Origin of the sequence: 'Camptotheca acuminata' phytoplasma (genome assembly GCF_041276565.1) — a bacterium.
In the GTDB taxonomy this organism is placed as follows: domain Bacteria; phylum Bacillota_I; class Bacilli_A; order Acholeplasmatales; family Acholeplasmataceae; genus Phytoplasma.
In genome coordinates, this window is record NZ_JBGGGR010000056.1 from 1 (window position 1) to 22,431 (window position 22,431).

16 protein-coding genes and 1 pseudogene are annotated in these 22,431 nt (G+C 23.7%); 4 read left to right on the top strand and 13 right to left on the bottom strand.

What is annotated here, in order from left to right; all coding sequences use genetic code 11:
* Positions 1–323 precede the first annotated feature (323 nt).
* From AB6A63_RS02965 to AB6A63_RS02975, 3 genes are all read left to right on the top strand, one after another.
* A complete protein-coding gene (locus tag AB6A63_RS02965; RefSeq protein ID WP_370431186.1) occupies positions 324–494 on the top strand; it encodes a hypothetical protein in 171 nt (56 codons plus the stop codon).
* 418 nt (positions 495–912) lie between these two features.
* On the top strand, positions 913–2,622 hold the full coding sequence (locus AB6A63_RS02970; protein ID WP_370431187.1) for an ABC transporter ATP-binding protein: 1,710 nt from the start codon (positions 913–915) through the stop codon (positions 2,620–2,622).
* 1 nt (position 2,623) lies between these two features.
* Positions 2,624–4,408, top strand: a complete 1,785-nt coding sequence (locus AB6A63_RS02975) for an ABC transporter ATP-binding protein (RefSeq protein WP_370431188.1) — start codon at positions 2,624–2,626, stop codon at positions 4,406–4,408.
* A 79-nt stretch (positions 4,409–4,487) separates the two neighbouring features.
* Here AB6A63_RS02975 and thrS read toward each other — a convergent pair whose 3' ends face one another.
* The 13 genes from thrS to hrcA form a co-directional block, all read right to left on the bottom strand.
* Positions 4,488–6,428, bottom strand: coding sequence for a threonine--tRNA ligase (gene thrS, locus AB6A63_RS02980; RefSeq protein ID WP_370431201.1), 1,941 nt, complete (start codon positions 6,426–6,428; stop codon positions 4,488–4,490).
* Between the two features lie 40 nt (positions 6,429–6,468).
* On the bottom strand, positions 6,469–7,839 hold the full coding sequence (mnmE, locus tag AB6A63_RS02985) for a tRNA uridine-5-carboxymethylaminomethyl(34) synthesis GTPase MnmE (protein WP_370431189.1): 1,371 nt from the start codon (positions 7,837–7,839) through the stop codon (positions 6,469–6,471).
* A 41-nt stretch (positions 7,840–7,880) separates the two neighbouring features.
* The gene (locus tag AB6A63_RS02990) at positions 7,881–8,822 is read right to left on the bottom strand and encodes a DHH family phosphoesterase (RefSeq protein WP_370431190.1); all 942 of its coding nucleotides are present in this window, start codon (positions 8,820–8,822) and stop codon (positions 7,881–7,883) included.
* 277 nt (positions 8,823–9,099) lie between these two features.
* Positions 9,100–10,695: an extracellular solute-binding protein gene (locus tag AB6A63_RS02995; RefSeq protein ID WP_370431191.1), complete on the bottom strand. Its 1,596-nt coding sequence runs from the start codon at positions 10,693–10,695 to the stop codon at positions 9,100–9,102.
* Positions 10,679–11,503: a carbohydrate ABC transporter permease gene (locus tag AB6A63_RS03000; protein WP_370431192.1), complete on the bottom strand. Its 825-nt coding sequence runs from the start codon at positions 11,501–11,503 to the stop codon at positions 10,679–10,681. The genes AB6A63_RS02995 and AB6A63_RS03000 overlap by 17 nt, the downstream gene beginning before the upstream one ends.
* 96 nt (positions 11,504–11,599) lie before the next feature.
* On the bottom strand, positions 11,600–12,532 hold the full coding sequence (locus AB6A63_RS03005; RefSeq protein WP_370431193.1) for a carbohydrate ABC transporter permease: 933 nt from the start codon (positions 12,530–12,532) through the stop codon (positions 11,600–11,602).
* A complete protein-coding gene (locus tag AB6A63_RS03010) occupies positions 12,532–13,635 on the bottom strand; it encodes an ABC transporter ATP-binding protein (protein WP_370431194.1) in 1,104 nt (367 codons plus the stop codon). The genes AB6A63_RS03005 and AB6A63_RS03010 overlap by 1 nt, the downstream gene beginning before the upstream one ends.
* A 36-nt stretch (positions 13,636–13,671) precedes the next feature.
* Positions 13,672–15,063, bottom strand: coding sequence for an asparagine--tRNA ligase (gene asnS / locus AB6A63_RS03015; protein WP_370431195.1), 1,392 nt, complete (start codon positions 15,061–15,063; stop codon positions 13,672–13,674).
* A gap of 385 nt (positions 15,064–15,448) precedes the next feature.
* Positions 15,449–16,441, bottom strand: a complete 993-nt coding sequence (locus AB6A63_RS03020; RefSeq protein WP_370431196.1) for a lipoate--protein ligase — start codon at positions 16,439–16,441, stop codon at positions 15,449–15,451.
* A gap of 64 nt (positions 16,442–16,505) precedes the next feature.
* Positions 16,506–17,627 (bottom strand): molecular chaperone DnaJ, encoded by a 1,122-nt coding sequence (gene dnaJ, locus AB6A63_RS03025; protein WP_370431197.1) that lies wholly within the window; start codon positions 17,625–17,627, stop codon positions 16,506–16,508.
* 112 nt (positions 17,628–17,739) lie between these two features.
* The gene (gene dnaK, locus AB6A63_RS03030; protein WP_370431198.1) at positions 17,740–19,629 is read right to left on the bottom strand and encodes a molecular chaperone DnaK; all 1,890 of its coding nucleotides are present in this window, start codon (positions 19,627–19,629) and stop codon (positions 17,740–17,742) included.
* On the bottom strand, positions 19,592–20,278 hold the full coding sequence (locus AB6A63_RS03035) for a nucleotide exchange factor GrpE (RefSeq protein ID WP_370431199.1): 687 nt from the start codon (positions 20,276–20,278) through the stop codon (positions 19,592–19,594). The genes dnaK and AB6A63_RS03035 overlap by 38 nt, the downstream gene beginning before the upstream one ends.
* 14 nt (positions 20,279–20,292) lie before the next feature.
* The gene (gene hrcA / locus AB6A63_RS03040; RefSeq protein ID WP_370431200.1) at positions 20,293–21,324 is read right to left on the bottom strand and encodes a heat-inducible transcriptional repressor HrcA; all 1,032 of its coding nucleotides are present in this window, start codon (positions 21,322–21,324) and stop codon (positions 20,293–20,295) included.
* A 221-nt stretch (positions 21,325–21,545) separates the two neighbouring features.
* Here hrcA and AB6A63_RS03045 point away from each other — a divergent pair.
* A pseudogene (locus tag AB6A63_RS03045) lies at positions 21,546–22,431 on the top strand (hypothetical protein); the annotation flags it as partial.

The following is a 22,431-nucleotide window of genomic DNA, read 5'->3' on the forward strand; positions in this document are numbered from 1 at the left end:
TAAAACAATTAATAAATAGTTTTGATTTTGAAAAAATTATTTGTTTTTTTGAAAATTGTTAATTCATTTTTAAAAAATGCAAGTTTTTTTTTCAAAAGTGGGACTTACAAGCGGTACCGGTTTTCGGGTTCAGTACCTTCTTTTTAAAAAATTATAATGAAATAAAAGACAGATTAATAAATAATCCAAAATTAACTCAACAAGAAAAAAATAATATTGAACATTATCTTTCCAAAAATGATACTTTTTCTAATTGCCCTTATTTTTATTCAAACGATTTAAACAATTTAGATGATCCAAATGATTCTTTCAAATATGTAGATATGTCCGATTCAAATAAAATTTCTACATATGTAAATGGTGGAATAAATTTGTTTGAAAGTTATTTTTTTCAATATTTAAGATTCTATACTAAAAATCTTGAATTAAAATTAACCGACGAAGCCCAAAAATTTAACGAAGAACAATTAAAAGAATTTAATAAAAAAACATAAGAAAAAGAAAACAATGAATAAAAAAAATAAAAAATATTTTTTCAAATTATTTTAAAAAAATAAATTATTGGTTTTAAAAATACAAAATATGAAATAATTTCTTTTACAAATATTTAAAATAATAATTTTCTTTATTAGTTATCATCATATAACAATAATCTTGAAACCAAAAATTAAAAGAATAAAAAAAAGAAATTAATTTTCAAAAATTTTTAATCTTTAACACAAAAAAGAAATCGATTTTAAATACTAAAAGTTAATTATAATAAAACAAATTATTTATATAATTGTTGATTTTAATTAACTTTTTTTTATTAAAAAAATGATAAAATAATTAATAATAAGTTAATTTTCACAAATTTAAAATTTTTGATTATTTTGATTATCAATTAAGAAAGTATTTAGATCAAAGAAAGATATGCAATTAATTTTTAAATATATTTTCAAATATAAAAGATTATTTTTGTTAAATATTTTATCTTTCATAGTTACTATCGCTTGTGAATTATATGTTCCTCATATAATCGGAGAAATTATAGCTAAACCAGAACGTGACATGAATAAAATTATTGTAACATTATGTTTTGTTGTTGTATTTATTTTTTTAGGTAATTTGACTATGATTTTTTCTATTTCCAAGGTATCTTCTTTGATATTTAAAGATTTAAGTTTTGAAGTTTTCAAAAAAATAAATACTTTTTCTACTTCCGAAATACAAGAAATAGGAATCGCTAACATTGTTAGCAGAAGTATCTATAATATTAATCAAATAATTAATTTTATTACTAGTTTTTATAAAACAGTTTTTTGTACTCCTATTGTTTTAATGATTTGTTTCTATTTTATTTATAACGTTAATCCATCAATGTCTTATGGTATTATATTTACCGTTTTCTTTTTGATATTGTTTTTAATTTTCATTATTAAAAAAAATTTTTTTTTATCACTCAAACAATATTCCGAATTAGAACAAATCAATTACAAAATTAGATCTGATTTAATGGGAATGAAAGTAATCAGAAGTTTAAATAAAGAAAAAGTTGAAGAAAAAAACTTTGAAAAAACTAATTCTCGTTATGCTAATTCAACAATTAAATTATTTAATTCTGTTCTTTCTGTTGAACCAATATTTTATTTATTTTTAAATGCTTCAATTATCTTAACTACTTTTATAGGCGCTCAATTAGTTTTTGACGGCGGACCAATGAGTGATTTATATATTGCTATAAATTATAATATGCATATTATATTTAATGTTTTGAGTTTCTTGTTATTGTTTATGTTGGTTCCTAAAACAATGATCTCTATCAAAAAAATTAATCTTTTGTTAAATATGAAACCTTATATTGAAAACAATTTCGACGAAAAATTAAAATTAGAAAAAATCAAAACAATAGAATTCAAAAATGTTTCTTTTCAAAGTCGTAATACTTTAGATCCTATTTTAAAAAATATTAATTTTCAATTAAAAGAATCAGAAATTATAGCTATCGTAGGAAGAACAGGATCAGGAAAAACTACTTTAATGGATTTGATTCCACGTTTAATAGATCCAACTGAAGGAAACATAGAAATCAACGGAATAGATATTAAAAATTATGATTTCAAAGTGTTAAGAGATAAAATTGGTTTTGTTTCTCAAAAAAATATTTTATTTAAAGGAACTATTTTAAGTAATTTATTATTCGGAAAAGAAAACGCTAACGAAGAAGAAATTTTAGAACAAACTAAAATATCACAATCATATGAATTTATTCAAAGTAAGGAAAAAAAATTACAAGCTCCAATAAGTGAATTAGGAAATAATTTATCTGGGGGTCAAAAACAAAGAATCTCGATCACAAGAGCTTTTTTGAAACAACCTGATGTTTATATTTTCGACGATTCTTTTTCCGCTTTAGATTATAAAACCGACTTAGCTATTCGAAGATCTTTTTTTTCTAATAACAAGAATTCTATTATTATAATAGTTGCCCAAAGATTAACTTCTATTTTAGACGCTGATAAAATTATTGTTTTAGATAAAGGCGAAATAGTCGATATCGGAAAACATAAAGAATTAATGAAAAATTCACCTTTATATCAAAGTATTGCTTTTTCTCAAAATATAACAGAAAAGGTTTTATAACATGCAAAAAATATTATATTATTTAAAACCTTTTAAAAAAAGATTAATTTTTGGAATTATTTTAATTTTTATAGTTTGTGCGATTCAATGTTCTGTTCCTATAATAAAAGGAAAATTAGTGTGGGAATTTATCGAAGAACAAAGTAAAAAAACATACATTCATACTGAAAAAGAATATAAAACACATATTGTTAAATATTTAGGCTTAACTTTAGGTTTATATTTTATAGCTGCTGTTGGAAAAATAATTTATAATAATTTTTTTATATCTTCTGTACATAAAAGTATTCAAAATATGCGTCAAGATATTTATACAAAAATTAATAAATTACCTATTAAATATTTTGAACAAAATACTATCGGAAATATTATGAATAAAATCACTAATAATATCGATATTATTTCAAATACTTTACAACAAGTTTTTGCTTCTATGATTTATGCTTTTTTCAACATAGCAATATTATTTGTTTTTATATTTTCGGTTAATTGGCGTTTTGGAATTATTATATTTTCAATGGTTCCTGCTTCTCTTATGGTTATTTCTTATATTAACAAAAAAACACGTAATATTTATATTGACAAATTCGATAAAACATCTGAATACAACGGTTTTTTACAAGAAAAATTAACTGGTCATAAAGAAATTGTTTTATACAATCAACAAGAAAACAGTATTAAAGAATTCGAAGAAATTAATCAAAGTTTATCAAAATTAAATTTTAAATCTAATTTTTTATCTAATTTAACGGTCACTATTATTAATTCTTTAGTATATATTGTATTAGTTTTCGTTATTCTTGCGGGTGCTTCTTTATTAAATAAACAACCTAGCGAAATACCTTCATTTTTAGGAAAATTAGGTTTTAGAGCTCTTGAATTGGGTATTTTTCATGTTTGTATTCAATATGTTTGGCGTTTAAGTAATCCTGTAAATGAATTGAGCCAAGTTTTTGTTGTTATTCCTTCTGCTAAAACAGCTATTTCCAATATATTTGAATTTTTATACGAATACGAAGAAAAAGAAAATCCAAATCTTATTACTTTAGATAAAGTCGAAGGTAATGTTAATTTTAATAATGTTTCTTTTGGTTATTATAAAAATAACCTTGTTATCAAAAATATGAGTTTATCTGTGAAAAAGAATCAAAAAATAGCTATTGTAGGAGCTACTGGTTCAGGAAAAACAACATTAATTAATTTATTAACTAGATTTTATGAAATTAATGAAGGTTCTATAAAGATTGACGGTATAGATATCAAAAATTTAAAAAAAGAAAATTTAAGAAAAATTGTTGGTGTTATAATACAAGATATTTGGTTATTTAAAGGTACTATTTTAGAAAACATTAAATATGGTAATCCAGATAAAACAGATGAAGAAATAATAGAAATAGCTAAAAAAACTCAATTACATAATTTCGTTATGTCAAAAAAACAAGGATACCAAACTATTATTAACGAAGAAGTTAATAATTTATCTCAAGGAGAAAAACAATTAATAACAATTACTCGAACTTTATTACACGAACCTTCTATTTTAATTTTAGATGAAGCTACTTCGACTATAGATACTCAAATAGAATTAATTCTTCAAGAATCTATTAAAGAATTAATCAAAAATAAAACATCTTTTATAATCGCTCATCGTTTATCTACTATTGTTAATGCTGACTTAATTATAGTGTTACAACAAGGTGAAATTGTCGAACAAGGAAGTCATACAGAATTATTAAACCAAAAAGGAATTTATTATAACCTTTATAGAAGTCAATTCCAAAAATAAAAAAAAAAAAAAAACAGTTAATCATTTTCATAATTAATTGTTTTTTTTTTTTTTTTATAATTTATTTAATATTTTTTTATTAAATAGTTGTTTCTTTATTTATAACCATTTGATTCAACATTTGAATAAACTCAGGAAATTCTATTATTTCTTGTTTATCGCTTTGATATCTTCTAATCGTTAATGAATTACTATTAACTTCTTTATCTCCAATAACAATTTGAAAAGGAATTTTATTTTTTTGTGCTTCTCGTATTTTGTATCCTAAACTAACTTCTTTATCATTTAATTCTGTTCTAAAATTATTTTTATTTAAAATATCTTTAACTTTTTTAGTATGTTCTAAATGAAATTGATTATTAACAGGCATCAAACTAATTTGTACTGGTGCGAGCCATAAAGGAAAAAAACCTTTATTTTTCTCTATAAAAAAAGAAACAAATCTTTCTAAAGTAGAAATAACAGCTCGATGAATTAAAATCGGAGTACGTTCTTTATTATCAGAATCTATATAAGTTAAACCAAATCTTTGAGGTAATAAAAAATCTAATTGAATCGTAGATAAAGTTTCTTCGTTTTTGGCTGCTGTTAAAACTTGAATATCTAATTTAGGTCCGTAAAAAGCTGCATCACCTTGAACTTCTTTATATTTGATATTTGATTCTTCTAAAATTTCTCTTAATAAAGACTCTGATTTTTCCCATATTTCATCATTACCGAAATATTTATTTTTATTTTGAATATCTCTTATACTTAAATTAAAACTATATTCAGTAATATCAAAATCTTTATAAACTTCTAAAATAAGTTGAATAATTTCAGAAAATTGTTCTTTAATTTGTTCTTGAGTAATGAAAATATGAGCATCATTTAAAGTCATTTCTCTCGTTCTTTGTAATCCTGAAACAGCTCCTGAATGTTCATAACGATGCATCATACCTAATTCTGCTATTTTAAAAGGTAATTCTTTATAACTGCGTAATTTTTGTTTAAAAATAATCATATGATGTGGGCAGTTCATAGGACGTAAAACAAATTTTTCTTCGTTAGGGAAATCCATGATCGGAAACATATTTTCTTTATACAATTTTAAATGTCCAGATGTTTCGTATAATTTAGTATTAGCTAAAATAGGAGTAAAAACATGTTGATAGCCATAATTTGTTTCTTTATCAACGATATATCTTTCGATAATACGACGAATAGTAGCTCCTTTTGGTAACCAAAAAGGTAATCCTAAACCTGCTTCAGAAGAAAACATAAAAAAATTTTGTTCTTTATTGATATGTTTGTGATCTCTTTTTTTTCGTTCTTCTAATATATTTAAATATTGTTTTAAATCTTTTTTATTAAAAAAAGCAGTTCCGTAAATTCTTGTTAAAATAGAGTTTTTATTATTTCCTTCGAAATAAGTCCCTGATATTTTTAATAATTTAAAATATTTCATAATATGAGTATTAATTAAATGAACACTTGAAAAATAAAGATCTTGAAAACCTTCAGAAGAATAAATATCAATATATTCTGAATTTAAATTTTTATTTATTAATGTTTTTTTGTATTTGTTATTCGAAAATAATTTTAAAGCTTGTTCAGAAGTCATTTTTTCTTTTTTGATTTCTAATTTTTGATCTGAAATTTGATGCATTTTTTCTTCTATTTGATCTAAATTATCAGAAGAAAAAGTAGTATTTTGAAAATCAACTTCATAATAAAAACCTTCATCATTGACTGATCCTGAAACTAATAACGCTTCCGGATAAATAATTTGAATCGCTTGTGCCATTAATAAACTTGTATTATGATTTAAGATAATTTGGCTTTTTTCATTTTCTATATCAATAACTTCTAACAAACCGTCTTCATCTAAAGATTTATTTAAATCAATTAACTGATGATTAAAATAAGCTGCTACAGGAATTTTTTTAAAAAAATTTTTATTTTCTTTAATGATTTCCGAAACACTAGTTCCTTTAGGAAATTTTTGAGTTAAATCGTTAACAAATCTGATATTAATCATCATGAAATTATAATTCCTTTTTGATTTTTTTATATAAACGTTATTTACCTAAACAAAATTTAGAAAATAATTCATTGATTAAGCGATCTGGTACATTTTTACCTAAAATATTATCTAAAGCGAAAAAAGCTTCTTTTAAATTGATTGTATGTAAATCAATAGTAACTTTTTTTTCTATATCCGAAATAATATTTTTTAAAGCTTTTAAAGAAATTTCTATTTGTTGAATATGTCTAACATTAGATAAATAATTAAAGTCTTTATTTTGTAATTGTTCTAATTGAAATTTTTGTAAAATAGTTTTTTTTAATTCTTCTATTCCAGATTGATTTTTATTAGAAATATTAACAATAGGTTCTTTTATTGAAGCTAAATCGAATTTATTTGATAAATCTGATTTACTAGCTACAACAATCCTAGGATATTGTTTAGTCCATTCTAATAAAACTTTGTCTTCTTCTTCTAAATCCTTACTTTGATCTAATAAAAGTAATATTAACTCTGTTTTTTGAATAAGTTTTTTAGTATTTTCGACACCTATTTGTTCTAATCGATCTCCTGTTTGACGAATTCCTGCTGTGTCAATCAAAAATAAATTAACACCGTCGATATTCACAGAACCATCTATATAATCTCTTGTTGTTCCTGGAATATCAGATACGATAGCTCTTTGTTCATCTAACAAGACATTTAACAAACTAGATTTTCCCACGTTAGGTTTTCCAACAATTAAAACTTTAATTCCGTCTTTAACAAAACGATTTTTTTTCGAAAAAAATAAAATTTGTTCCATTTGTTCGATTAGGTTTTGAGTTTGAGGCAAAATAATATCGTTAGTCATCACGTCAATATCATCGTATTCAGGATAATCAATATTAACCTCTATTTTCCCAATAAGGTCTATAATCTGATCGCTTAAATCTTCTATTAATTTAGAAGTTTTTTTATGTAATCCTAAATTTGATAATTTAACAGCGTTTTCGTTTTGAGCGAAAATCAAATCCATAATCGAATCTGCTTGAACCAAATCTATTTTATTATTCAAAAAAGCTCTTTTGCTAAATTCACCTGGTTGAGCCAAACGAATATTTAAAGATAAAATTCTTTCTAAAATCATTTGCGTTATCAAAATACCACCGTGTCCTTGTACTTCGATAACATTTTCACCAGTAAATGAATGAGGTTCTTTAAAAACAGAAATTAAAACTTCGTCTAAAATAGATTTTTTTTCGTCTAAAATAAAACCATGATGAATACTATGTGTAGAAACTTCTAATAAATTTTTTTGTTTTCTATTTAAGAAAATTTCACTAATTTTTTGAATAGCTTCTGAACCGCTAATTCTTATTACGCTAATACTACCTACACCCATAGGAGTCGCAATAGCTGCTATAGTATCATTTTCCAACATTTTTATTTCCTTATTTTAATTATTAAATATAATCAAATATTTTAATTATTTTGTTTGTGAAATTCTTGAATAGATTTTTTTAAAAGTCTAATAACTTCATCAACTTCATCTGCAGTTTTAACAATTAAGCCACAAGCTCTTTCGTGTCCGCCACCACCAAATTTATGAGCGATAGGACTTATCTGAGGACCATGTGAACGAATACTAAATTTCCAATTTCCGCTTTTTAATTCACAGATAAAAGCCCATAATAAATTAGGTTTTGCTCCTGATAAAATATTAACAATTGAAAAAGCTGTGTCAACATTTAAATCAAATTGTTTTAGCATTTCTTCTGAAAATTTAAAATAAATCAAACCGTCTTCAGATACAAAATTACTACATACAAAACCTTTAAATTTTAAAATATTAACACTTTGAGAATTAATTTGTTTATCTATATCAGAAACATTAAAACCATATTCCAATAAAGAACTAGCCATAGACAAAGTTTTTTTATCTACTCTATCAAAACGAAAATCACCTGTATCTGTAACAATACCTGTATAAATAGGTAAAGCGCCTTCTTTTGTTAATTTAAAATTATTAAATTCTTTTAAATGATAAATCATTTCAGAACAAGATGCGAATTCACTATCTATCCATTCATAATGGCCTATTTTTTCGATAAATAAATGATGATCAATTCTGATAATCATTTTAGATAATTTATAACGAGGATCACTAATAACAGAATGTTGAGCTGAATCAACAACAAAAACTAAAGCTTCTTTATAAAGATCATCACTAATATGATCCATTTTTCCTAAAAAAGATATTTTAGGTTCTTCTTCGCCTACAACATAAACATTTTTATTTGGATAAGTAGTTTGGATCATATTTTTTAATCCTAATTGCGAGCCATAACAATCTCCGTCAGGTCTTTTGTGACCATGAATAATAATTGTGTCAAATTTTTCTATTTGTTTTTTAATAAATTTCATTTTAATATAAAATCCTTTTTTTATTATAAATAATTAAATTCAAAAATTATCTTTTAAGTAAAATAAAATCTACTTTTATTTTTATTATATAAAAAATTATTTTTTTATAATCTAATTAATATTTTATTAATAAATTTAATTATTTTATTTATAAATTATATAAAAAATTTTTTATATATAATAAATTTTAAATTTAAAATGTTTTTTTTTTTTTTTTAATTAAAAATCAATTCCGTTTTAAAAAAACTTTAATTTTGTTTTAGTGTTTAACAATTTTTTAAATTGTTATTAATCTTTTATAAGCATCTTCAAATAATTCACCTATTTTGGTTTTATCATATGATTCCATCGAAAAAATTTTTAAAATTAAATCTGTCATAACAGTTCTTAAATAATTAGAATTTTGAAAAATAGGACTAGTGAAAAAATAATCTTTTTGATGTTGTTTAGCGTCTTCTAATTTCTTGTTTAAATTTGTTCTAATAAGTTTTTGAAATTGTCTTTTAAAAGTGCCTTTTTTATCTGGTGATTCTAATTCTGAATCTAATATTTCGTTAATGTCTTTTTTTTCTTCCTCTTCGTTTTCTACTTTATAAATATTATCATACATCTTGCCTTCTCTTAATAATTTTTTATAAGTTTCAAAAGATGATAAATATTTTAAAAAAAACCAGGAAGCTAAATTTTTATCATTATCTTCAGAAAAAAATAAATTTACATTTGGGCCTTGTAAAATATTTTTATCTTCGTCTCCTTCTCTTTTAGGTATCCAAGTGATATCGCTGTTTTTAATATCACATAAATTTTCTAACCTTCTTGTGGAAGTAATGTAAAAACATATATTATCATCTTTCATTAATTTAGGAATTACATATTCGCCAGATAATTTACTAAAAGTCAAATATTCTTTTTCTCTTTGGCCAAAGTTTTCCTTGAAATACGAAATTCTGTCTTGAGTACCAGAGTCTTGGAAAAATTTTTCTAATGAATTTGTTTCGGAAGGATAATTTATTTTGTCATTTTTATTTTGTTCTAAACTAATAATAAACAAATTATCTTCTGAATCAACTAATATAGGAATAAAATTTTGTCCTTTTTTTTCTTTCATAATTCTACATATTTTTTTCATTTGATCCCAAGTTAGCTGTGTTTTTATTTCACCTGTTTTCAGATCTATTATTTCTTCTTCTTCAAATTCTTCTTTAAATTCTTTTTCAATTTCGTCTTTAAATTCTTTTATTTTGTTTTTATTGTAAAACATAATTTCATGCGTTTTTAATAAAGGTAAATAATAATATTTTTCTCCATCTCCGAAATTATGTGTTGGGATATAACCTTCTTTAAAATGTTTCTCTATGTCAAGAAGATTTGTAAAACTTGGATTTTCTTCTTTTAATTCTTTTTCTTTTTTTGTGAAAATATTCAAAGGAATTAATTTATTCGATTTAGAATAAAATTCTATATGATCAGGATAAGAAAAAACTAAATTGGGTTGTTTATTAACATTTAAAGCATTAGAAACATTTTTTAAAATTTGACCCCAATTTTCTTTATTACTAAGAACGATTTTAATTTGAGGATATTTTTTTTGGAATCCTTCAATAATTTGTATAAATAATTCTTCCTCATCTTTATACAAATTATGCCAAAAATTAATATAAATATGTGGTTTACTTTTGTCTCTGAATTGATTTTCGTATTCCTCCGTTGATTTAAATTTTTTTAAATGTTTTTCTAAATTAGCTTTATATGTTTTTCCATCAGAAGAATAACGAAGACTACAAAAATAATTTTGGATAAAAACATACATAATTAAAAGAAAGAAAAATCCAAAAACAAATAAAAAATTTTGAGTTTTATCCTTTAATACCACTTTGGTTGTCTCCTGAAACAATATATTTATTGAAAAAAATAAAAATCAAAAATAAAGGTATATTGATTAATACAGCGCTAGCCATTTGTATATTTAAAGATTCTATGTCGGGATCTGGTCCAAAACTTTTTCTTGACATATTAGTTAATAATTTTCCGCCAACTAAATCTGGCCATGCATATGCGTTCCAAACTCCTACTATTCTAAAAATCATAATAACAATAATAGTGGATTTTACTACAGGAACTAATATTTTCCAAAGATATTGCCAATCACTAGCACCATCAACTTTAGCACTATAATATAATTCTTTAGGAACATTATTAAAAGTTCGAATTAATAAAAAAACATGAACAACATTAATTAAATAAGGGAAAATCATCGCAATATAATCACCAAAAGGAACTTCAGCCCCTCTGCCATAATTAACTAACCCTAAATTCGCAACTGTTCTATAATTAGGTATTACTAAAATTTCACTTGTTGTCATTAAACTTAATAATAAAAGAAATAAGACAGCGGATTTAAATTTAAAATTAAACATACTTAAAGGAAAAGATAACAAAATACAAAAAAAAGTACCTAAAATAGTAGAAAAAAAAGTAACAACAAAAGTATTCCAAAAATATTGAAGAAATTGAGTATCCTTAAAAGCTTTTACATAATTATACCAACGCCATCCCTCTTTTGGTAAAGATAAAGCGTTGTTAACAATAATATCATTAGGCGTTTTTAGAGCTGTAATAAACATTAAATAAAAGGGTAATAAAAATAGAAAAGAAACCAAAAATAAAAAAAAATATTTCATGAAACCAGAAAAAGTAATTTTTTTTATCTCGTTCTTAAAAAAATTCTTAAAATGAGAAATATAATTTTTTATATTATTCACTGTTAAAACCTTTAATTATTTATTTTTTTTGTTTGAAATAGATAAACTTATCAGCGTAAATACGATAGAAATTAAAAACAATATAATAGAAGCAGCTGCGCCTTTAGAAAACGAATCAAAAGTTGACATATTTAATTGTTTATAAATATAACCTACTATTGTTTGAATTTCATAAGGCGGGTTGTCACCAAACAAACCAATAACAGATTCATATTCTTTAAAAACTGACAACATTTCTATAATAGATTGATAAAAAATAACAGAAGTAATCAAAGGTAAAGTTATTTTTTTAAAAATACGCCATTTTGAAGCTCCATCGATTTTAGCAGCGTCATAATATGATTTATCAATTTCTTGCAAAGCTAAAATAAAAACAAAAATTTTAAAAGGAGCTTTAGTCCAAACATTATATAAAACTAAAACAAACATTTTATTCGTGAAAGGAGCTGTACGAGTAACGAAGTCACTACGTTTCATCCCAAACAAACCAATAAAAGAATTAAATAAACCTTCTGGTCTGGAAGAAATACCATAACTGTAATAAAATAAAATACTAAAAATCATCCCCATGATTACTGTATTAGAAACTAAAGGCAGAAAAAAAAAGGTTTTAAAAGAGTTTTTAAAAAAAGTGTTTTTAATACTGTTTAAAACCAAAGCAACTCCCAAAGAAAAAAACACAGAAATAGGAACTATCAAAAAAACTAATATTAAAGTATTTCTAAAAGCAATTAAAAATTCTTCATTCTTAAAAACATTTATATAATTTTTTAAACTAAATAATTCTCCTTTGTTTATTCCTAATGAATTATCAAATTTATTATAATTGCTATTCAAAGAAATAATAAAAGTTTGAGTTAAAGGAAAAAAAATAAAAATAGTTAAAACAATAAGACCAGATATTATATATAACCAACTTTTATTCTTTTTTTGATCTATAAAATTCATTATTTAATAAAAATCCTATTACCGTTTGTTTTATCAAAAAGAAAAAATCTATTTTCTAAAATACTAAATCTAATTTTTTTTTTGTATATATTAGATAAATTTAACAAATTTTTTTTTTCATTTGGAACAATTATTTTAAAATTAGGATAATTAGAATTCGGATGTTTAACTAATAAAAATAATTCTCTTCCTATATTTTCTAAATTAATTGCTTCTACTTCCAAAGGACCGTTTTCATCTAATATATATCCTTCTGGTCTGGTTCCTACATGAACTTCTTTATTTTCAATGTTTTTAAACAAAAGATTATTTTGAACTACTTTATTGTTTATTATCAATTTATCATCTTCTATTTGACCATCAAAAACAGAAATATTCGGAACTCCTAAAAAAGAAGCCACAAACAAGTTAGCTGGATTATCATAAATTTGAGAAGGGATATCTGCTTGTTGGATTGTTCCTTTATCCATAACATAAATCCTATCACTAATTGTCATTGCTTCTTCTTGATCGTGAGTAACAAAAATAGCAGTAATTTTAGTCTTTTTTTGAATTCTTCTAATTTCATCTCTCATTTTTAAACGTAATTTAGTATCTAAATTAGATAAAGGTTCGTCTAATAATAAAATTTTAGGATTTTTAATTAAAGCTCTTGCTATAGCGACTCTTTGTTGTTGTCCTCCTGATAATTCAGAAGGTTTTTTATCTAAAATATCTTCAATAGAAGATAAAACAGAAATTCTGTCAACTTCTTTTTTAATTTGTTCAGGTGTAAATTTTAAATTTTGCAAAGGAAAAGAAATATTTTGTAAAACTGTCATATGCGGATATAAAGAATAATTTTGAAAAACTAAACCAATTCCTCTTTTATCAGGTGTTAATTTATTAACATCTTTTCCGTCAAATAAAATACGTCCTTCAGTAACATCACTTAATCCTGAGATCATAAACAAAAGTGTAGATTTACCACACCCAGAAGGTCCTAAAAGAGTAACTAATTCGCCAGTAGATATATTTAAATTAACCTTATCAACTGCATAATATTTTTTTTTATTTTTTTTATTGACAAAAATTTTGGAAACATTTTCTAATATGATTCCCATAATTTGAATTTCCTTTAATTTGATATTTTTTATTTGTTAAAAAGAAATATTTTTAGAAGTTCTTGGAAAAGCTATTACATCTCTAATATTATCAATTCCAGTTAAATAAATCAACAATCTTTCTAAACCTATACCAAAACCAGAATGAACACAACTACCGAAACGACGCAAGTCCAAATACCAATCTAATTCTTCTCTCGGAATATTAAATTGTTTCATCTTATCTATTAAAATATCTAATTTCTCTTCTCTTTGTGAACCGCCTATCAACTCCCCTATTTTAGGAACTAAAAGATCCATAGCAGCTACTGTTTTATTATCAGAATTATTTTTCATATAAAAAGCTTTAATATCAACCGGCCAATCAATAATAAATATAGGCTCTTGAAATAAATCAGTTAAATATTTTTCATGTTCAGAAAACAAATCGCTGCCATAAAAAGGTTTATTTTCAAATTTTATTTGACTTCCAATTAAAATATTAATTGCGTCTGTATATGTAATTTGTTTAAATTTTTTTAAATTCGCTACTTGTTCTAATCTTTCGATTAAATTAGATTCTACATTTTGTTCTAAAAACATAAAATCCTCTCTGTTGTTTTCTAAACAAAAACGAATAACATATTGAATCATTTTTTGAGCTAACGCAATGTTATCTTGTAAATCATAAAAAGCCATTTCTGGTTCGATCATCCAAAATTCAGATATATGTTTTGTTGTATTAGAATTTTCAGCTCGAAAAGTTGGACCAAAAGTATAAATTTTGGAAAATGCCATGGCCATCGCTTCACCTTCTAATTGACCAGTAACAGTTAAAAAAGAAGGTTTTCCAAAAAAATCTTTTTTATAATCTACTTCATTATTTTGATCTAAAGGTATTTTATTTAAATTTAAAGTAGTAACTTGAAATAATTCACCTGCTCCTTCACCGTCGCTAGCAGTAATAATAGGAGTATGGGCCCATATGAATCCCTCTTGACGAAAAAATTCATGAATAGCATAACTTACTATATTTCTGATTCTAAAAACAGCTCCAAAAAGTTTGGTTCTTAATCTCAAATGTAAAACTTTACGTAAAAATTCTCTAGAATGTTTTTTAGGTTGAATAGGATAATTAGAGTAATTAGGACCTAAAAGAGTTATCTTATTAGCTAAAATTTCAAAAGGATTTGAAAAATTAGGAGTAAATACTATACGTCCTTCTAATTGTAATGAAACTCCAACCTGTAATTTATCTTTAATTTTTTGAAACTCTAAATCTTCAATATTTTTATAAACTACTTGTAAATCTTTAAAAAAAGAACCATCATTCAAATCAAAAAAAAAGATTTTTTTTTGAAAACGAGAATTTCTCAACCATCCATTAATAAAAACTTTTTTATTTTTATATGATTCGTAGTTCTTATAAATGTTTTGAACAGAAAACATTTGTTGTTCCTCTTTTAATTTATATAATTATTCCAAAATATTTTTTTATTCTGCAAAAACCATTTATATTCCTTATAAAGATACAAAAAAACTTTACTTAATTTAAATATCTTTCCTGAAAAAAAATAAAAAAGGAATAACATAAAAATATTTTAATTATCGAAAAATTACATTTTCAAAAAACATAAAAAAATTATAATAACATTTTCACTATCATTAATATTATTATAACAATATTTTTACATATTTAAAATAAGTGTTTATATTTTTTTAAATAATTTTTTTCTGATAAATTTAAAAAAATATTTCTTCATAAAATGCATAAAAAAAAGAATATATAAATATATTCTTTTGTTGGAAATTCCAAAAAATACAAATATTATATTTATATTTTTAATATACCTTCATTTAATAAAGATAAAAAATCTTCATTTGTGGCATTTAAAATATAATCACCAATATTAATATCTTTTAAAATTTCTTGTAAATTATTTTCATTATAAGGAGTGTTTTTAAATTTATCTAAAAACAAGGGTAATTGATTATTTTTGTGAAAAAAATCACCTTTTAAAAACATTTCTTCGATTTTCCCTTTTTTTAAAGACAATAAAATTTCCATATAACCCCAATCAAAACGTTTATTTATTTTTTTGTCGTATTGCGGATGTTCTCCAAAGATCCATTCTTTAGAAGCGTATTTTTCAGCCATTTTATTGATTGTAGCTATTTCTTCATCACTTAAAACATATTCTTCATTAGTTAAAAAATTATTTAAATGATTTATTAATTGTTCTTGAGTCATTCCGTTTAAATGTTGTTTTAAATTAGTAATTCGAGAGGAAACACTTTCGATTCCTTTAGAAATTAATTTTTCTTTATTAGGAGTGATACAACGCACCATGGTATCAACATCACAATTATATAATAAAGTACCGTGGACAATAGTACCATTTTGGTTTTGTAAAAAAGCATTTCCAGAAACTTTTTTATCTTTCAAAAGGATATCGTTTCTTGAACTTAAATTTAAATCTATGCCTAATTCACGTAAAGCTTCTACAACTTGAGATAAAGATTTTTTAAAACTAAATTGTTTATCTTTTTTAGAAGAAACAATACTAAAAATAATTGTCCCTTGATCGTTGTAAACACATCCTCCACCAGTTTGTCTTCTAAAAACATCAATATTATTTTCTTTTACAAAATCTAAATTGACTTCATTTTCTATAATTTGGTTTTTACCGATTACTATTCCTTTGATTTGCCATTGAAAAAAAAATAATTGATCTTTTTTTACAAGATTATTTAAAATATATTCTTCAAGCGCAAAATAAAAATAAGGTTTTAAATCATTTCTTTGATTATATTTTACTAAAATCATTTTTCTTATCTACCTTTTTTTCAAAAAAGAAAATAATATTTTTCTTATTAATTTTTTTTATAAATTATAAATTAAAAAACCAAGATTTATTTTGTTTTGTGTTTTCTTGAAATGTATCTAATTCTTTGATTTGTTGAATCAATTTTTTTTGATGACTAGTTAATTTAGTAGGGATTTTAACTTTAACAATAACATAATGATCCCCTTTACGATAAGAAGAATTTAAATAAGGTACACCTTTATTTTTGATTTTAAATTTAGTATGGGTTTGAGTACCTTCAGGTATTTTTAAATTAATTTCTCCATAAATAGTAGGAACACTAAAAGTATTACCTAAAATAGCATCATAAAAATTAATCAGGAAAACAGAAATAATATCTTGTTTTTCTCTAGTAAAAGTATCGTGAGGTCTAATTTTAACAAGAATATATAAATCGCTATTATAAGAACCTAAATGACCTCCGTTACCTTTATTAGGCATTTTGATAGTCATTTTATCTTCGATTCCTGCTGGAATAGAAATTTTAATTTTTTGTAAATTTGAAACTCTTTGAGAACCTTTACAAAAAGAACATTTTTTTAAAATTTTTTGACCTACTCCATGGCAATGCGAACATACTTGTTTAGTCGAAATATTTCCTAAAAAAGTAGATTGAGTTCTTTTAATATAACCTGTTCCGTTACAGTAAGCACAATTTTGTAAATCTTTTAAACTTTGTGCTCCTGTCCCTTTACATTGACCACAATCTTCTTCAATTTTGAATTGAATTTCTTTTTCTGTTCCTAAACATGCCTCTAAAAAATCAATTTGAATTTCTACATGTTTATCATCTGTTTCAAAATTATTACGTGATTGTGAACTTTGTTTTCTATTCCCAAAAAAACCGTCAAAAATATCATCAAAACTAAATTCTTGACCGAAATCTTGGAAACCGCCACCACTGCCTCCACCGAAATTATTATAATTATCTTGATGTCCGAAACGATCGTAATTGCTTCTTTTTTCTTCGTTGCTTAAAACTTGATAAGCTTCTTGGACTTCTTTAAATTTTTCGGCTGCGTTTGTTTCTTTAGAAACATCTGGATGATATTTTTTAACAAGCATACGATAAGATTTTTTGATTGTGTTTAAATCAGCATTTTTAGGAACGCCTAAAACATCATAATAATCCCTTTTTACACTCATGATACTAACTAATACTCCTATAATTTTATTTTAACATAATTAATAAATAAACCAAAAAAAGAAGTTAATCTTTTTTTGGTTCTTATTTTGGTTTTAAATTTTTAAGATAAAATTATTTGTTTTCTTCAACATCTGCATCAACTACTTTTTCTTCATTAATAGATTGATTGTTAGCTGTTTCGTTAGCATTCGGAGCGTCTTTTTTGTTATCTTGTTCTTTTTGGTAAGCTCTCACAGATATAGACTGTGCTTCTTTTTCTAAAGTTTGCATTTTTTCTTTGATAAGCGCTACATCTTCTTTTTTAATAACTTCTTCTAAATCTTTAATTTGTTCTTCGATTTTAGTTTTTTCTTCTGGTTTGATTTCATCTTTAAGTGTATCTAAAGATTTTTTAGTTTGGAAAATTAAATTATCTGCTTCATTAAGAGTGTCAATTTTTTCTCTTTGGATTCTATCAGATTCTGCATGTTCTTCAGCTTCTTTAATCATTCTTTGAATTTCTTCTTCTGTTAAAGAACCATTTCCAGAAATAGTAATTTTTTGTTCTTTGTTTGTTCCTAAATCTTTCGCTTTAACAGAAACAATCCCATTAACATCGATATCAAAAGTAACTTCTATTTGTGGAATCCCTCTTGGAGCAGGTGGAATATTATCTAAACTAAAACGTCCCAAAGTTTTATTTTCTCTTGCTAAAGGTCTTTCACCTTGTAAAACATGAATAATAACTGAAGGTTGGTTATCTTCTGCAGTAGAAAAAACTTGTTTCGCTGTTGTCGGTATTGTTGTGTTTCTTTCGATTAATTTAGTAAAAACGTTTCCTAAAGTTTCTATTCCCAAAGAAAGCGGAGTTACATCTAAAAGAACAACATCTTTAACATCACCAGATAAAATACCACCTTGAATTGAAGCACCCATAGCAACTACTTCATCAGGATTAATACTTTTATTTAAAGTATCTTTATTTAATTCTTTTTTTACTAATTCTTGAATAGCAGGAATTCTAGTAGAACCACCTACTAAAAGAACTTGATGAATTTGGTTTGTATCAATATCAGCGTCTTTTAAAGCACGTCTTAAAGGAATTAAACAACGATCAACTAAATCTTGTGTTAATTCGTTAAATTTGTTTCTTGTTAAATTGTATTCAAAATGAATAGGTTTTTGAACTGAATTCGCTCCTTCTTTAGTTTGAACCATTGTTAAGAATGGTAAAGAAATTTGAGCTGACATTGCGTTACTTAATTCTTTTTTAGCGTTTTCAGCAGAACTTTTTAATCTTTGCATTACTGATCTATCTGATCTTAAATCAATGTAATGTTCTTTTTTGATTTCTTGTAGTAAAAAATCAATAATTTTGTTATCGAAATCATCTCCACCTAAAAGGTTATCGCCAGCAGTTGATAAAACTGAAAAATTACCTTCTGCTAAATTTAAAACAGAAACGTCAAAAGTTCCACCACCTAAGTCAAAAACTAAAATATTTTGTTCTGTGTTTTGTTTATCGATACCATAAGCTAAAGCTGCAGCTGTTGGTTCATTGATAATTCTTTTTACTTCTAAACCAGCAATTTTTCCTGCGTCTTTAGTAGCTTGTCTTTGAGCATCATTGAAATAAGCAGGCACAGTAATAATCGCTTGAGTTACTTCTGCTCCTAAATAATCTTCTGCTTGTTTTTTTAAACTTCTTAAAATCATTGCACTAATTTCTTGAGGAGTATATTTTTTACCTTTAACATCAACTGTAAAATCGTTATCTCCCATATGTCTTTTAATAGATACTATTGTATCTAAATTAGTCAACATTTGTCTTTTAGCAACTTCACCTACTAAAATTTCTTCGCCTCTAAAAGCCACGATAGAAGGAGTAGTTCTTCCGCCTTCTGAATTAATAATAACTTTCGCTTCTTTACCTTCCATTACAGAAACACAAGAATTAGTAGTTCCTAAATCGATTCCAATAATTTTATTTGTTTTCATTTTCTTCTTTTTCACTCCATTCATTTACTTTAACCATAGCTGGTTTTATAACTAAATCTTTATATAAAAAACCTTTTTGTAAAACTGCAATATTTATTTCATTAGGTTGATCTTTATCAAATACTTTTTCTATAGCATGATGTACTTTAGGATCAAATTTTTCGCCTAAAGCTTTAATTTCTTGAACACCTTCTTTATTTAAAATATCTTTAATCTGTTTATTAATCATTTTAAAACCAGATAAAAAATTTTTTAATACGGGTTCAACGTACTGCATTTCAACCACTTGTTCTAATTGTTCTAAAGGAACTAAAAGATTACTAATTAAATTCATAGAAGAATATTTTAAATAATTATCTTTTTCTTTTTGAATTCTTTTTTGAAAATTATCTAAATCTGCTTGATTTTTTAATTTATCATTGTGCCAATTATCATTTGTTTGAGATAATTCTTTTTTTAGTTTTTTGTTTTCATTTTCTAAATTTTTAATCATCTCTTTTAATTCATCTGTGTTTTTATCATTTAAAAAAGATTCATTTTCAGAACCATGTTCTTCTTTGTTTTTGTCTTCTTTTTTAGAACCTTCTTCAGAATTAGAATTTAATTCTTGTTCTTTGTCATTGTTTTCTTCAATTTGTTCTTCTGTTTTGTTTTCTTTTTCGTTAATAGACATTAAAACCACCTTTGTTAAATTTTATTTTTTTCATATAAATGCGATATATGAGCTGATAAGTATTCCAAAATAGGAATAATTTCTTGATATTTTACAATATCAAAACCTAAAACAGCAATAAATCCTTTTTCATTTTCATTAATATTATATGGAATTGATAAAAAAATAAATTTTTTATAAGGAATTAAACTTATCTGATTAGCTAATTTTAAAGTAGCTTTCTTTGAATCGAAAAAAAAATTAATTAATTTACCTTTATCCAAAATATCATAAACATCTTTGACAGATGCAGTAATTTTATCTTTATAAAATTCTAAAAAATTCGATACACCGTAAACAGAAGCGTTATTAACTAATAAATTATAAAAAGAATCTAAAAAAAATTGAATTAATTCTTCTTTATATTCGATGTTTTTAATTATTTTTTCTTTAAAAACGCGACTTTGAATAATTTCTAAAACTTGATCTAAATATTTACCAACTAACAAATAATTAAAAACTTCAATAATTTCTCTTAAATCTTTTTCAATTAATTTTTGTTCTTTATCAAAAAAAATATTTTGATATTGTAAATTCCCTTTATTAGTCAAAATTAAAATGACTGCTTGCTGTGAATTAACAAAAATTAAATCAATTTTTTTTACTTGACTCGCTTTTAAAATATCAGGTTTTATATTGATGATTACGTGATTAGTTAATTGAGATACTAATTTTAAAATTTCTTGAATTATTCTTTCTTTATCTAAGTTTTTTCGATGAACTATTTTTTCGAATAAGAAAAAAATTTCAATAATTTCTTGTTTACGAGTTATTAAATTATTTAAATAAAAAACATAACCTTTTAAAGAAGGAATTCTTCCACTAGATGTATGAGTTTTTTCTAAATAACCTCTTTTTTCTAATTGATACATATCATAACGAATAGTAGCACTAGAAAATTTTAAATAAGGCACTTGAGATAATAACTTTGAACCTACTGGTTTTTCTTCTTTGGAATAATTTTCTACAATAGCTTTCAAAATTAATCTCTTACGATTAGAAAGCAATTTAGCACCTCTAATTATTCATTATTTATTTCTTTATTTTTTAGCACTCACATAATATGACTGCCAATATTATTTTATATTTTTTTTTACAAATGTCAACAATAAAATTAAAATTTTTATAAAAAAAATTAATTTCTTTATTATGTCCGACTTTCTCGTATATTTAAAATTAAAATTTTTCCATGTTTGGGATATAAATATTAATGATAAAATATATTATTATGGACTCATTAAACAAAAATAAAATAAAATTAGCTATTATTATATTTTTATTTTTTTTATTTTCTTATTATGTATTTTTATTTATGTTAAATAAGGATAAAATTACAGAAAACCATTATAAAGAAATTAGTCCAAAAAATGATCTTAGTTTAATTGAAAAATTTAATGAATTAGAAAAAAAAGACAAATCTATACAAAAAATTCAAAAACAAATTAAACAGATATTTAAGAAAAATGAGATTAAAGAAACAACTAATGAGATTAAAGAAACAACTAATGAGATTAAAGAAAAAACTTTTGAATTATCAACTCATTATTTCAAAAAAGGAGAAACTGTATACGCTTTTAATTTGGATAACCAAGAAGGAAATACAGAATCTTTTCAAGAAGGTATTGTAAGTGATAATTATAATTCCTATGATACAAAATATTTACCTATTTCTATTAAAGGGAAAAATAATAAAATATTTTTTAATAAAGATTGGGCTTTTATAGGAATTTCTGCACCAAAACAAGATCCAGCTGAGGAACTTAATTATATAATAACCTCTAATTCTATATTTTATTATCTTTGTTATATTCATTATAGCGACGAACAACAAAATCTAAAAGACGATCAATCTTTAGATTTGGGCAATTATTTTGTTATAGAATTCAATATTCCGCATTCGGTTAATCCAGAAGAAAAATTTACAAAAAAAATTTTTTTAGACCAAAAAGGATTGTTTTTAGGATTATATAAACAAACAAAATCACAACAAAAAAAACCACAAGATTTTTATGAACTAATTTTAAATATGATTAAATATGAAAATATTCAACAAAAATTACAAATATTACAAAATGACAAAAAACAAAAACAAAAAGAAAAAGAAAAAAAAGAAG